The sequence below is a fragment of the Arthrobacter oryzae genome, from assembly GCF_031454875.1.
Taxonomy (GTDB): domain Bacteria; phylum Actinomycetota; class Actinomycetes; order Actinomycetales; family Micrococcaceae; genus Arthrobacter; species Arthrobacter oryzae_D.
Window position 1 is genome coordinate 238,330 of sequence record NZ_JAVDRQ010000003.1, and the last position, 12,464, is coordinate 250,793.

The window sequence follows — 12,464 nt, forward strand, 5'->3', positions numbered from 1 at the left end:
TCCTTTTATGAGATCGGAAGTGGTGGGGCCGGCTACTTGACGGCGCCGAGTGAGAGGCCCTGGACGAGCTTGTCCTGGGCTGCGAAACCGGCGAACAGCACCGGGAGGGAAATCACGACGGCGGCCGCGCACACCTTGGCGAGGAAGAGGCCCTGGCCTGACACGAAGCCCGTCAGGAAGACGGGGGCGGTACCTGCCACCACGCCGGTGAGGACCCGGGCCAGTAGCAGTTCGTTCCAGCTGAAGATGAAGCAGATCAGGGCGGTCGCGGCGATGCCAGGCATGGCCACGGGGGCGATGATCCTGCGGAGGGTGAGGAGGAGGTTGGCGCCGTCGATCTGGGCGGCTTCCAGCATTTCGACCGGTACTTCTGCGAGGAATGACCGCATCATCCAGACCGCGATGGGAAGGTTCATGGACGTGTACATCAGGATCAGGAACCAGATGTTGTCGAGGGCCCCGACCGTCCTGGCGAAGAGGTACAGCGGCAGGATCGCCGCCACCACCGGCATCATCTTGGTGGAGAGGAAGAAGAACATCACGTCGGTCCACTTCTTCACCGGCCGGATGGACAGGGCATACGCGGCCGGGAAGGCCAGAAGCAACACCAGGACCGTGGACAGGATCGACGCGGTGGCGGAGTTGATCAGTGACGGCCACGGGCTGACGCCGGAGGTTTCACCAAAGAACTCCCGGTACGCGTCCAGGGTCAGGTTCGCGGCGATGGACGGCGGGTTCGTTGCCGCATCGGTCTCGGAGTGGAACGACGTGAGGATCATCCACAGGACCGGAACGGCGAACAGCAGAGCGAGCAGCCAGGCCGCGATGCCGGCGGCGGTGTTATTGCGGGTGGGGTCCATACGGGTCTTGCGGCGTTTGCGGCCACCGGTGTTCAGTGCGGTAGGGCCCGGAGGTGTGCTCTGCGGTGCAGCGGGGGTGAGGGTGCTCATCGTGCTGCCTCCTTCTTGAAGAGTGAAAAGACGGTGCGGAGTGCGAAGGTCGCCACGATGATGGTGCCGATGACCACCACGACGCCGGCGGCGGACGCCAGGCCGTATTCGTTGGCGAAGTAGAACGTCTGGTAGATGGCGTAGGGCAGGTTGGCCGTGCCCAATCCGCCTGCAGTGAGGGTGAAGACAGCGTCGAAGTTCTGCACGATGTAGATCGCGCCGAGCAGGCCGCCGAGCTCCAGGTACTGGCGCAGGTGCGGGATGGTCAGGTGGCGGAAGATCCCCCAGGGTGTGGCGCCGTCCATTTGGGCAGCTTCCACGGTGTCCATAGGGCGGGACTGCAGGCCGGCCAGCAGGATGAGCATCATAAACGGGGTCCACTGCCACACCAGGGAGAGGATCACAGCCATCATGGGTGCCTGCGAGAGCAGGTCCAGCTGGGGTGCTGCGGCGCCGCCGAAGAGGGACCAGACCCAGGTCAGGATGCCGTTGATCAGCCCGTAGGTGGGGTTGAGCAGGGCATGCTTCCAGATCAGGGCCGCCGCCACGGGAACCACCAGGAACGGGGCGATCAGCAGGGTCCGTGCCAGTCCGCGGCCGATGAACTTCTTGTCCAGCAGCAGGGCCAGGCCGAGTCCGATGAGCAGGCTGATCAGCACCACGGAGACGGTGAGGAGGATGGTGGTGAAGATCGCTTGGCGTAGGTCAGGGTCCGTGAGGACCGTGGCGTAGTTTTCCAGGCCGGCGAACGCGGTCTTGTCTGGGCTGAGGCTGTTCCAGTTCATGAACGAGATGATCAGCGTCACCACGAACGGAAGCTGGGTGACCAGGATGAGGAAGACCAGGGCAGGCAGCAGCGGTGCTCGCCGTGCCCAGGCCAGGGCGCGTTCCCGCGATTTGGCGTCTCGTGAAGGTTTGGCTGCGGTGTGTCCCGGGCGGGAGATGCGCGCCGTTGCGGTAGTCATGATGTTCTCCTGCGTTTCGGTTAGGGCTGCTTGTACTTATCGGCAACTTTTTGGGCGGCTGCTTGGCCCTTGGCCAGCGCATCGGCCACGGTGCCCTGGCCCGCGATGGCGGAGCTGACCCCCCGGGAGACGTTGGTGCCCAGGGCAGCGAACTCGGGAATGCCCACAAACTGGATGCCGACGGCGGGACGTTCCTGCGCGCCCGGGTTCTTCGGGTCGGCGTTCTCGATGGCGAACCGTTCGGCCTCGAAGAACGGAGCCGCCTTCTGGAACTCGGCATTCTCGTAAGTGGAGATGCGCTTGCCGGACGGAACCTTCGCCCAGCCCAGCTCGGAGGCGACCAGTTCTTCGTATTCGCTCGAACTGGCCCAGGCGATGAACTTCCCGGCGGCATCCTGCTTCTTTGATGCCGCCTGCACAGCCCAGGACCAGGTCCACAGCCAGCCGGAGGACTTCGTTTCCTTTACCGGGGCCTGGGCGTAACCGACCTTCCCCTTCACAGGTGACGCTTCGGCTTCCAGTGCACCGGCGGCGGATGTTGCGTCGTACCACATGGCCACTTTGCTTTGGCTCATGTTGTTCAGGCACTCGGTGAAGCCGGCCTGGGCGGCGCCTGCTTCGCCGTGCTCGCGGACCAGCTGGGTGTAGAACTCGACTGCTGCGGTGAACTCCGGGGAGTTCACCTGGGCGTTCCAGTCCTTATCGAACCAGGTCCCGCCGAACGTATTCACTACGGTGGTCAGCGGCGCGAAGACCTGGCCCCAGCCTGGCTGGCCGCGCAGGCAGATGCCCTTCATTCCCGGGGTTGCGCCGTCGACTTGCGCTGCTATGGCCGCGACCTCATCCCAAGTGGGCTTCTCCGGCATGGTCAGGCCTTTGGCCTCCAGAATGTCCTTCCGGTACATCAGGAAGGAGGATTCGCCGTAGAACGGTTCGCCGTAAAGCTTGCCGTCCTCGCCGGTGAGGGACGCCGTGTAGGCCGGCAGGATGTCGTCCTGGTCAAATCCGGGCGCCTGGGCCACATTGTCCAGCGGCGCGAGCCAGCCGTTGGCGGAATAGAACGGGATCTCGTAGTTGGACAGCGACGCCACGTCGTACTGGCCTGCCTGGCTGGAGAACTCCTGGCTGATCTTGGCCCGGACATCGTTCTCGGGCAGGATCGTGTAGTTGACCCGGATGCCGGTTTCTTTAGTGAAGTTATCCGCGGTGAGCCGCTGCAGGTCCTCCATCTGGGGATTGTTCACCATCAGGACATTGATGCTGTTCGGGTCTCCGGCGGAATTGCCTCCGCCAGCACCAGCGCAGGCCGAGGCACTCAGCGCGACGCACAGGGCGCCGGCGGCCAGGGTCGCAGCACGCATTTTTGGGCGCATTAAGGACTCCTTTGTTCTTCAGGGGGTGCACGGTCACAGGATTTCGACTGCTGCGTCGAAGTGCCGGACCGGGGTGAGGCAAGTGACCGGGAATTCCCGGTGTTGCTCGTTGATGTTCCTCAAGATTAGGCGGGAGGCATAGGTCACAACTAGCGCCGTGGTTGCCGATTTCTGATACTTATTTTCCGCAGACGTTCCCTGCGGCAGGCGCTATTCTGGGGTAAGCGCCTCAGACGCTGTCCAGATTTCATAAACACCCGATCCGGAGAGAACCACCATGACTGCCGCGGACCCCATCGGCGGAGCAACCGCCAGACTGGCCGAAAGACTGCTGGGGATGCGCGCGAACCGGGAAGTCATCCCGCCTGACCCCAACCACTCAGTTCGGTGGAACCAACACGACTACCCCAGCCCGGTGGCACGGTGGAACTACCATCCCGAGTACGAGATCCACCTCATCCGGAAGGGCACCGGGAAATTCATCGTCGGCGACCACATCGGCACTTTTGAGGCCGGCCACGTGTCCATCGTTGGATCGGGCCTCCCCCACGACTGGGTCAGCGACCTTGAACCCGGAGAAGTACTGAAGAACCGGGACGCCGTCATCCAGTTCGACGGCAGATGGGTCGAGCAGGCCGCAGCCCTTGTCCCCGAGATGGCCGAGGTTAAGCCCCTGCTGGAACAGTCGGCACGCGGTATCGAATTCCTGGGCCGTTCAGCCGTGAGGGCGGCGGCGTGCATCGAGGCAATGGGGACCTCCACGGGCCTGGAGCGCCTACAGCACATGTTCGAACTCTTCGGCGTCCTCGCGAGGGCGCCGCAGGAAGAACGGCGCCTACTGGCCGAAGAATGGTTCCGGCCGCAGCTGGACAGCCAGGCTGCGGCTGTGGTGGACATCGTCCTGGAGTACGTGTTCACCAACCACGCCGGCACCGTCAAGATGTCCGAAGCCGCAGCCCTGGTGGGAATGCCCGAACCCACCTTCTCGAAGTACTTCAAGCGGGCCACGGGCCAGAACTTCAGCGACCTGGTCCGCAAACTCCGCCTGGCCCACGCCCGGCGCCTCCTCGAAAGCAGCGACAAAGCCATTTCCGACATCTGCTATGAAGTCGGCTTCTCGAACCTGTCCAACTTCAACCGGCACTTCCTCAACGACACCGGCGAAACCCCCCGGAACTACCGCCACCGGGCCCGGACCTGACCTCCAGGAAGCGCTCCGATTTCGCACGGTCCGGAATCGGGCGAGTGCGGGCCACCTGAATCATTGGTATTGCTCCTGTGGAGCCATGCGCCCAACACGGCCAGCGCACTGACCCAGGTTGTTCTCTGCCGTTTCAGGCCCGCACCGACGGGATGACAGGAGCCGTCCTGCCTCCCTAGGAAGACCCTACGCCTGCCTCTGAAGATCGTCGATTTTGCGTTCCAGTGCTGCCCGTTCGGCCGCATTCGTGCACAGGCGGACTGCCTGTTGAAGCGCGGACTTCGCTTCTTCACGCCGGCCAAGCCTGGTCAGTATCTCGCCCCTGACGGCCGGCAGCAGGTGCGAACTTTCCAGTTCGCCCCGGGACGCCAGCGCGTCCACCAGGTTCAGCCCGGCGGCCGGGCCCGAGGCCATGGCCACCGCCACAGCACGGTTCAATTCGATGATGGGCGACGGCGTCAATCGCCCGAGTGCCTCGTACAGGATCACGATCCGTTGCCAGTCCGTTTCCCCCACCGAGCGGGCCACCGCATGGCATTCAGCGATGGACGCCTGCAGTCCGTAGGCTCCCAGTCCCCGGCCCGCTGCCACCGCCGTCGCCAGCGCCGCACGACCGCGCCGGATCGCGGACTGGTCCCACCGCCGTCGGTCCTGGTCTTCAAGCAGAACCGCCCGGCCGGCCGAATCGAGCCTCGCCGGGAAACGCGCGGCCGTGAGTTCCATGAGGGCCAGCAGGCCAAATACTTCAGGTTCCGGGGCCAGCCGCACCATTACACGGGCCAGGCGACGTGCTTCGCCGGCCAGGTCCGTTCGCATCCAGGACTCACCGCCGGACGCGAACGAGCCTTCCGTGAAAATCAGGTAGACCACCTGGAGGACCGAACCCAGCCTTTCCGGTCTCTCGTGCGGTTCAGGGACGGCGAAGGGAACGTGGGCTGCGGCCAGTGTCTTCTTCGCCCGGGTGATGCGTGCCTGGATGGTGGGCACCGGGACCAGGAACGCCTTGGCGATCTCGTCGGTGCCCATGCCGCCCACGACGCGCAGGGTCAGTGCAATCCTCGCTTCCTTGGACAGCACCGGATGGCAGGAGATGAACATCAGGGCCAGCACGTCGTCGTCGATCGCTTCGGGATCGAAGAGGGAGTCCGCGCCCGGTTCCTCTTCAGACAGGTCCCGGGCGAGCATCGCGTACTTGTCATCCCGGGCGGCACGGCGCCGAAAGGTATCGATCGCACGACGCCGGCCGGTGGTCAGCAGCCACCCCACCGGTTCGTCGGGGACGCCGTTCACCGACCAGGAGACCAGTGCTTCGGCCAGCGCTTCCTGGGCGAGGTCCTCGGCCAGCGGGAAGTCGCCCGTATAGCGGGCAAGGGCGCCGACGATGCGTGCGGACTCAATGCGCCACACCGCTTCGACGGCGGCCCTTGCCTGGTGCGCTGACACTACAGATTCAGGGTTGCCAGGTCCAGGTTCAGAGCTGTCCGGCCTGCTCGCGCCAGGCCCGTTCCTTCTGGATCCATTCGTTGTCCTGCGGGAACTCATCGATTGAGGGTACCCGGCGGATTTCCGTTTTGGTTCCAGCCGTCATGGGTGCCCGCTTGGCCCACTCAATTGCTTCCTGCTTCGATGCCACATCCAGGATGTAGTAGCCGCCGAACAGCTCCTTGGTTTCGCCGTAGGGGCCGTCGGTGACCACGGGGGTTTCGCCGGTGAAGTCCACTACGACGCCCTCCTTCGGATCGTCCAGGCCCTCGGCTGCCAGCAGGACACCGGCGCGGATGAGTTCATCATTGAACTTCCCCATGGTCTCGAGCATTTCGTTGAAGTCGGCCTTCTCAAGGTTGGCGTACGACTCGTCGGTTCCGCGCATGATCAGCATGTACTTTGCCATTTCAATCTCCTAGGTTTTGGAAGGTCGCCCTTCGACCTTCTCACCCACAGGTCGAACAGCGCGAGGGCAAATCGACACGGACCCCGAAACTATTTCCCAAGTGGCCAAGGTGCTTTGCCGGGTGTGAATTATCGAGGTGCGGAGAGGAACGATGTGATGATTTCCGCCATGCGTTTGGACTGGGTCCAATGCAGGTAATGTCCGCCGTCGAGCGTGACGATTTCGTGGCGCCGGACGTTCTTTAGCAGTTCCTGTGCCGCCGCTTTCCTGGCTGAGGTCCTATCTGATTTGTCATCTGCGATGAAGGCCAGAACCGGCAGGCCATCAGGGTAGGCGACGCCCCTGAGGGAGGCTGCATTGTTTGCTATTCGGGCTGTTTCGTCGGCTACGGCAGGGTTGCCGTAATTCCAGCTCGCCATCAGGCGCATGCGTTCCAGTTCGTCAGGCGTGAAGGCGTCGCCCTCCGGATTGACCAGACCCGGTGCCAGCCATGCCACTGTGCGGACCAGTCCTGTGACAGAGAGCGCACGTTCCCAGTTGATGCCAGGCTGCGGGTCCTCAACAGGTTCGCCCGTGGCTTTCGGTATGGTCGCGTCGATTCCGATCACAGCAGACACTTCGGCAGGGTACCGGTTTGCATAGTCGAGGGTGTAGAAGCCGGCGATGGAGTGTCCCGCCAGGACGTAAGGTCGGCTCACGTGAAGTTTGGTCAGCACCTCGTGGAGTTCCGTGCTGATATTCGTGTTCGTCCGTTCACCGGCTGCCATGTCGCTGTACCCGTACCCAAAGCCCTCCACAACAATGACGTCGAAGCCACTGAGTTCACGGATCAAGGGAGCGAAGTCAAGGGCCGGCGCCGGTGTCCCCAAACCGCTGAGCAAAACAATCGGCTGGCCGGAATGCCCGTTGCGGTACACGTTGAGGGAGCCGCTGCTGACGGCGACCCGTTCACCGTAGGCGCTGATGCTGGATTTTTCCGCCCGCTCCAGGAGCAGGTTGATGGCCGTCGAGGCCAGCGTCAGGCCGAGTGCAATGAGTGCCGCAATACCAGCGACGCGCAGCAAACGGCGGGGCTTCTTCCGGGCGCCAGAGCCGCGATCTGATGGCTGCCCGGCGCGCCTTCGGGAAAACAGGCGCATGATGATCCTTTCGGTGCCGGAGTCATTAAAGTTGTGGGCGCCGTTGGAGTGCATCCTGCCCCCGAGTGATCGCCCGAGTCAATGGGCGCCACCGCCGCGAATTGCCGGGCAGAGCGGGCTAGCATGGGGTTCAGTGCGCACAACGGCGATGTCGCTGGCATCGGACAGGGAACTGCGCTCCGAACCCGGACAGTAAAGGACGAAATGCATACCCCAGGTGACATCCTCACTGGAACGGGAGTCAGCCCAGGTACTGCATCCGGCCCTGCGCGAACCGTTCACAACATTGACCAGTTCTCCGATGTGAAGCCGGGAGAGGTTCTGGTCTGCCGTACCACTGATCCGGCCTGGACACCGCTTTTCGCGGTGGCCTCGGCAATCATCACGGAAACAGGAGGAATGCTCTCGCACGCCGCCATCGTTGCCCGCGAGTACGGCATTCCGGCCGTTCTGGGCGTAACCGACGCCCTGACCCGCATCACCCCCGGAATGATGCTGGTGGTGGACGGAACGTACGGCACCGTCCGCGAGAATCCGGCGAGTTCCGGAACTGGCTCGTGATGAGCTCGCAGCAGGGGTCCATGCTGCTCACCCTCCACGCCGTGAGGCTGCTCGGATTCGCGGACACTGGTTCCATTGCCGAACGGTTCGGACAGGATCCGGACGACGCCGAACGTTTCCTGATCGACGCTGGTGCCAACGGGTGGGCGTTACGTTCCGCGTTCGCGGGTAGCCGGGGCTGGTCCCTGACGGTCGCCGGAAGGGCCGAAAACGAACGGCTCCTGGCTGCGGAGCTGAAGAGTGCGGGCGGCCGTACAGCGGTCTCCCGCGTGCACTCGGACTTTGTGTCCCTGAACACGGCTGTTGTCGCCGCCTGCAGCAGGATCCAGCTGCAAAGCCTCGCCGACGGTCATCGGCCAGACGGGATTGATGAACAGGCGCGGCACACCTTGGCTCAGGCGCTTTCGTCCGTGCGCGGCCTGGAAGCCCGCCTGACAGCGGTGGTCCCGCGGTTCGGCGGCTACGCAAAGCGCCTCGAGCTGGCCCTCGCGAATGCTGCCACGGAACCTGCCTGGCTCACCGCCACGGACCGAGATTCTTTCCACCGCATCTGGTTCGAGCTGCACGAAGACCTCATCGCCACTCTCGGCCTCCAGAGATGAGCAGCCACCGGCTGCTCGGTTGCTGTTGATTCAGCCTTGATGGAGACGTTACTGCTTTCCGTATTTGCGGTGGACGGCCTGCTTGCTGACCCCAAGGCACAGCGCGATCGCTTCCCAGGACAGTCCCGCCTGCCGAGCCTTCCGGACCAGCGAAGCTTCGGTGCGGCCGACTTCCTTCTGCAGTTCCGCTACCGCATATAGGGCCTCAGCGGGCCCTTTCCCGTCCATCGATGCCACCAGCGTTTTCATCCGCTCCACCTCCATGCGTCAACATTAGTTGACGTTTCGCCAGTCGTCAACATACGTTGACGACAGCTGCGGACGTCAACCGTTGCTTCCGCTGGCCAATTGGATGAATCCGATCTTGACCGTGGCAGCGGGGGGTGGATAGCGTCTGCGTACATGAGCACCGTTTTCGGCGGGATGGCTGTCAGCCTGGACGGATTCATCCGTTCAGAGAGCGGAGACTTGGCGTGGCTGAACAATGCCATGGCGAAGGACGAAGACTATGGCTTTGCGGCGACCGAGCTCAGGACCGGCGCCTTCGTCATGGGGGCCAACACCTACCGTGAAGTCGCGGGAATGGGCGGCGGCGGGAGCCCGTCGGTTCCGACCTACGTCGTGACCCATGATGAAACGCTTGCCGCTTCGGGGCAGGCCCGGCTCTTTTCCGGCGATCCGGGTGATCTTGTTGCCCGGATCAAGTCATCCATCCCTGCCAACAAGGATATTTGCGTCTTTGGAGGAGGCCAGCTGGTCACTGAATTCATCGAGTTGGGCCTGCTGGATGAACTCGGCGTCGCCGTCGTGCCCGTCATCCTCGGAGGCGGCGTGCCCTTCTTTGGCAGGATCAGCCGATGGACGAAGCTTGAACTCCTGGAGTGCCGCTCCTACCCGTCTGGCATTGTGCTGCTGAACTACGGGCTGAACCGGCCCGGCTGAACGCCTTCGGGGGCTTCCTTCGCAGCCTGCTGCTGCCCGCCGCTGATGAGGACGACGACGGCGATGCCCGCCGCTGCGAGGAGCGTCACCCCCCATGCGATGACAGTAGCGTCAGGGCGCACCACCGGCTGCCCGGCCAGGGCTTGCATCGTGAGCAGCGCCAGGGCTCCCAGATAAGATGCGACGAGAATCCGGATAAGTCCCAGGCGCGTCCTGGCGGCCCGCAACAGCGGAATCCTCCGGGCGCCCGCTTCCAGGAACAGGGCCGCGAGCGGGATGAGCTGGAGGGCGTGCATGCCCACGAAGTGGGGCACGCGAAGGTCGCCGGCCTCGGTGCTCCAGCCCAGCAGCGGAAGGCCTGGACCGCCGTCGGGACGGCCCACAGTGTGGGCGCCTGCGACGCCCTGGAAGCTGTTGAGCTGGTCCGCCGTGGGACCCGTCATCAGGAACGCCAGAGCCATCCCGATCAAAGCGATGATCAGCCCTCCGCGGATCGCCAGGGAACGCGCGGAGTCACCGAGCGGAGCCCTGAAGAGCAGCAGCGCCACGAGCAAGGCAGCAAGCCAAACGATGACGATCGAAGCGGCCATCACCGACCAGAGGCCCGCTGCAAGGGGCGTCGAGACGTTGAAATGGCTCGTGCTACCCGCCGCCGCCGCTCCCCCAATAATGACTATTTCCACTGCGAGGAAGACTGCGGTTACCGTACCGGCCCACCAGGACAGCCGCCGCCAGCGTGGCAGCTGGCCCAGCAGCCAGGACAGCGTCACCGCGTAGATCAGGATAGAGATGGAGAATTTGAAGGGCTTGGCCCAGAGCGGCGCCCCGTCCAGCATCCGGGGGTCGAAGATCAGTCCGGCCAGGGTCATGAGGGTCGCGGCTGCCATGCCGAGGCTGAGCCAGAGCAGTGGATGGTGCCAGCGGGTTTGAACGGAAAGAAACGACGTGGTTGCGCTCGTGGGCACTTTTCACTCCCGGGTGGGTGTGTGGGCGATAGGAACGGGATAACGCAGGGTAGAGACATGCTCCTGCGCGGCACGGCGAAGTCCGGAGAACAGGGCGTCGCCCAACACGGTGCCGATGACCACGGTTTCGGCCATGTCTTCGCGGCTGCCACGGGCTTCAACCTGGTCAAGGTCGGCCTCGGCAACCAGAAGGGCGGCGGCGGCGTATGAGGCGCAGCCTGCGCAGATGCTCCGCCTCGTAGCTCGCCTGGTTCGGTCCCGTCCGGGAATGTGGCAAGCCGCGCGCAAACGCTAGCGGGCCGGGCTGGACTGGGCGTCGTAGGCGGTGGCCCGGTCCCGCACCTGGCGCACATAGGACTCGGACTGGTTGTAGGAAAGTACCGCGTCCGTCCAGCCCCGGGCAGTAGTGAGATCGCGGCCGCCGGCGCACAGGTACGATGCAGCACTAAGTGCGGCGTCGTCGATGTTCAGCGGGTCGGCCGCTCCGTCCCCGTTTCCGTCGAGCCCCGCCAGTTGCCAGGTCGAGGGGATGAACTGCATTGGTCCGACGGCGTGGTCCCAGAGAGCGTCACCGTCAAGGGCGCCGGCATCAGTGTCGGGGATGGCCGCGAAACTGTCGCCGTTGAGGCTGGGCCCGATAATCGGCTGGTTCGATTGCCCGGTGGACGTCAGGCTTCCGCCTCCGTGACTCCCGTGCGCTGACTCGACGAAGCCGATGGCCGCCACCGTATTCCAGCCGATCCGGCACGACGGCGCGGCGGCGTTGGCCAGTTCAGCCGCTGCCGCGTAAGCCTGGAGCGCCCTCGCAGGTATGCCGGTCTGCGCCGCAGAGCGCGCCAGCCATTCTGCGTCGATCGAGCCCTTCGTGATGTTCACGGCAGGTGTGCTGATGCTGGAAAGCGCCGAGAGCTTTGCTCCTGACTGCGGCGGCGGGGACTGATCCCAAAGGGCCATCGCGCCTGACGGATGGCGGGCCCAAAAGAGGAGCCCGGTTATGACACAGACGGCGACGACGCAAAATACTGCCAGGCGCCTCAGGCGCAGCACGGACTGGCGCTGCCTATCGCCCTTGCCGCCTGCATGATTCTTGCTTCTGCCCGCTCGGTTCACCATTGCAACACTCCCCAGGTACCGCTAACACTTGTGCCGCTGATGGGTGCCGGCGTTCAGGAGGAGCTGGCCGGAAGAACTGCCGGAGAGCCCTGCTCTACCGGTTTTGCGAGTGACCACCACAGATAACGAATGGCACGTTCGACATTATCCGGGTCCGTGCCCGCGATGAGTTGGAGCACGAGGCCGTCCAGCGCGGCGAAAGTCGCCTGGGCCACCGCGTAGTCGCTGCTGGATCCCAGGTTGCGAAGCCCCTTGGACAGCGCGGCGATATAGCTTTCATAGAGACGGCGAACTGCCCCTGCCAGTTCCGGGCGCCTCCTCGCTTCGAGGATCATCTCGTACTGGAAGGTCTGGATGTCCGGATTCTCGCGAATGAGCTCCAGGATGCTGCGGCAGAATTCATCCTCCGTGGAGGGCAGGGATTCAAGCCCGGACTGGCCAATGGATTGGTTGACCGACCACTCCAACGCTGCCTCGATCAGGGCATCGCGGGTACCGAAGTGGTGCGCGACCAAGGTGTTGTTGACGCCGGCCAGCTCCGCCACGGCGCGATATGTGAGCCCGCGCAGGCCTCTCTGCGCAACGACATGCACTGTTGCGGCCAGCAGCGCTTCCCGGCCGGTGCCGTACCCGGCGTGCGAATACCCATTCATAGCAGCGAGTCTAGCCGCCCGCAGCCGGGTATTGACGGTTCGACTAAGCGGATGCTTAGATGTGATGCGTCACACAACTCAGCGTTTGCTGAATTCCATCTTTCTCTCT

At 64.0% G+C, this 12,464-nt stretch carries 15 protein-coding genes; 5 read left to right on the plus strand and 10 right to left on the minus strand.

All coding sequences use genetic code 11. The annotated features are described in order from the left end of the window. Positions 1-32: 32 nt before the first annotated feature. From J2805_RS06950 to J2805_RS06960, 3 genes are read right to left on the minus strand one after another with little or no spacing between them, the layout of a single operon-like run. The gene (locus tag J2805_RS06950; RefSeq protein ID WP_309971231.1) at positions 33-950 is read right to left on the minus strand and encodes a carbohydrate ABC transporter permease; all 918 of its coding nucleotides are present in this window, start codon (positions 948-950) and stop codon (positions 33-35) included. Then, positions 947-1,915, minus strand: a complete 969-nt coding sequence (locus tag J2805_RS06955) for a carbohydrate ABC transporter permease (RefSeq protein WP_309971234.1) — start codon at positions 1,913-1,915, stop codon at positions 947-949. Before J2805_RS06955 ends, J2805_RS06950 begins: the two co-directional genes overlap by 4 nt. A 20-nt stretch (positions 1,916-1,935) precedes the next feature. After that, positions 1,936-3,288 carry an ABC transporter substrate-binding protein gene (locus J2805_RS06960; RefSeq protein WP_309971237.1) on the minus strand — a complete coding sequence of 451 codons (1,353 nt, stop codon included), beginning with the start codon at positions 3,286-3,288 and terminating at the stop codon, positions 1,936-1,938. A gap of 277 nt (positions 3,289-3,565) precedes the next feature. On the opposite strand from J2805_RS06960, the gene J2805_RS06965 reads away from it, so the two are divergent. Next, the gene (locus J2805_RS06965; RefSeq protein ID WP_309971239.1) at positions 3,566-4,489 is read left to right on the plus strand and encodes an AraC family transcriptional regulator; all 924 of its coding nucleotides are present in this window, start codon (positions 3,566-3,568) and stop codon (positions 4,487-4,489) included. A gap of 186 nt (positions 4,490-4,675) precedes the next feature. Here J2805_RS06965 and J2805_RS06970 read toward each other — a convergent pair whose 3' ends face one another. The 3 genes from J2805_RS06970 to J2805_RS06980 form a co-directional block, all read right to left on the minus strand. Continuing rightward, on the minus strand, positions 4,676-5,932 hold the full coding sequence (locus tag J2805_RS06970; protein WP_309971243.1) for an RNA polymerase sigma factor: 1,257 nt from the start codon (positions 5,930-5,932) through the stop codon (positions 4,676-4,678). Between the two features lie 28 nt (positions 5,933-5,960). Further along, positions 5,961-6,380: a YciI family protein gene (locus J2805_RS06975; protein WP_214970804.1), complete on the minus strand. Its 420-nt coding sequence runs from the start codon at positions 6,378-6,380 to the stop codon at positions 5,961-5,963. Positions 6,381-6,508: 128 nt separating this feature from the next. Beyond that, entirely contained in the window at positions 6,509-7,444 is a 936-nt protein-coding gene (locus J2805_RS06980) for an alpha/beta fold hydrolase (protein ID WP_309971247.1), read from the minus strand. Between the two features lie 279 nt (positions 7,445-7,723). On the opposite strand from J2805_RS06980, the gene J2805_RS06985 reads away from it, so the two are divergent. Next, positions 7,724-8,080, plus strand: a complete 357-nt coding sequence (locus tag J2805_RS06985) for a PEP-utilizing enzyme (RefSeq protein WP_309971250.1) — start codon at positions 7,724-7,726, stop codon at positions 8,078-8,080. After that, on the plus strand, positions 8,080-8,682 hold the full coding sequence (locus J2805_RS06990) for a hypothetical protein (RefSeq protein ID WP_309971253.1): 603 nt from the start codon (positions 8,080-8,082) through the stop codon (positions 8,680-8,682). Before J2805_RS06985 ends, J2805_RS06990 begins: the two co-directional genes overlap by 1 nt. 48 nt (positions 8,683-8,730) lie before the next feature. Here J2805_RS06990 and J2805_RS06995 read toward each other — a convergent pair whose 3' ends face one another. Beyond that, positions 8,731-8,946 carry a transcriptional regulator gene (locus J2805_RS06995; RefSeq protein ID WP_104174334.1) on the minus strand — a complete coding sequence of 72 codons (216 nt, stop codon included), beginning with the start codon at positions 8,944-8,946 and terminating at the stop codon, positions 8,731-8,733. 138 nt (positions 8,947-9,084) lie between these two features. Between J2805_RS06995 and J2805_RS07000 the strand changes: the two genes are divergently transcribed. Further along, positions 9,085-9,624: a dihydrofolate reductase family protein gene (locus J2805_RS07000; RefSeq protein ID WP_309971257.1), complete on the plus strand. Its 540-nt coding sequence runs from the start codon at positions 9,085-9,087 to the stop codon at positions 9,622-9,624. On the opposite strand, the gene J2805_RS07005 is transcribed toward J2805_RS07000, so the two are convergent. Further along, positions 9,600-10,589, minus strand: coding sequence for a hypothetical protein (locus tag J2805_RS07005; RefSeq protein ID WP_309971260.1), 990 nt, complete (start codon positions 10,587-10,589; stop codon positions 9,600-9,602). The two genes, J2805_RS07000 and J2805_RS07005, sit on opposite strands and share 25 nt — an antisense overlap. A gap of 57 nt (positions 10,590-10,646) precedes the next feature. On the opposite strand from J2805_RS07005, the gene J2805_RS07010 reads away from it, so the two are divergent. Continuing rightward, the gene (locus J2805_RS07010) at positions 10,647-10,799 is read left to right on the plus strand and encodes a hypothetical protein (protein WP_309971263.1); all 153 of its coding nucleotides are present in this window, start codon (positions 10,647-10,649) and stop codon (positions 10,797-10,799) included. A gap of 81 nt (positions 10,800-10,880) precedes the next feature. Here J2805_RS07010 and J2805_RS07015 read toward each other — a convergent pair whose 3' ends face one another. Continuing rightward, positions 10,881-11,636 (minus strand): lytic transglycosylase domain-containing protein, encoded by a 756-nt coding sequence (locus J2805_RS07015; protein WP_396134261.1) that lies wholly within the window; start codon positions 11,634-11,636, stop codon positions 10,881-10,883. A 119-nt stretch (positions 11,637-11,755) separates the two neighbouring features. Then, positions 11,756-12,355: a TetR/AcrR family transcriptional regulator gene (locus J2805_RS07020; protein ID WP_309971269.1), complete on the minus strand. Its 600-nt coding sequence runs from the start codon at positions 12,353-12,355 to the stop codon at positions 11,756-11,758. Positions 12,356-12,464: the final 109 nt, after the last annotated feature.

Coding starts and splice junctions, on each gene's coding strand:
- J2805_RS06950 (WP_309971231.1), bottom strand. CDS start 950: ATGAGCACCCTCACCCCCGCTGCACCGCAGAGCACACCTCCGGGCCCT.
- J2805_RS06955 (WP_309971234.1), bottom strand. CDS start 1,915: ATGACTACCGCAACGGCGCGCATCTCCCGCCCGGGACACACCGCAGCC.
- J2805_RS06960 (WP_309971237.1), bottom strand. CDS start 3,288: ATGCGCCCAAAAATGCGTGCTGCGACCCTGGCCGCCGGCGCCCTGTGC.
- J2805_RS06965 (WP_309971239.1), top strand. CDS start 3,566: ATGACTGCCGCGGACCCCATCGGCGGAGCAACCGCCAGACTGGCCGAA.
- J2805_RS06975 (WP_214970804.1), bottom strand. CDS start 6,380: ATGGCAAAGTACATGCTGATCATGCGCGGAACCGACGAGTCGTACGCC.
- J2805_RS06985 (WP_309971250.1), top strand. CDS start 7,724: ATGCATACCCCAGGTGACATCCTCACTGGAACGGGAGTCAGCCCAGGT.
- J2805_RS06990 (WP_309971253.1), top strand. CDS start 8,080: ATGAGCTCGCAGCAGGGGTCCATGCTGCTCACCCTCCACGCCGTGAGG.
- J2805_RS06995 (WP_104174334.1), bottom strand. CDS start 8,946: ATGGAGGTGGAGCGGATGAAAACGCTGGTGGCATCGATGGACGGGAAA.
- J2805_RS07000 (WP_309971257.1), top strand. CDS start 9,085: ATGAGCACCGTTTTCGGCGGGATGGCTGTCAGCCTGGACGGATTCATC.
- J2805_RS07010 (WP_309971263.1), top strand. CDS start 10,647: ATGCTCCTGCGCGGCACGGCGAAGTCCGGAGAACAGGGCGTCGCCCAA.
- J2805_RS07020 (WP_309971269.1), bottom strand. CDS start 12,355: ATGAATGGGTATTCGCACGCCGGGTACGGCACCGGCCGGGAAGCGCTG.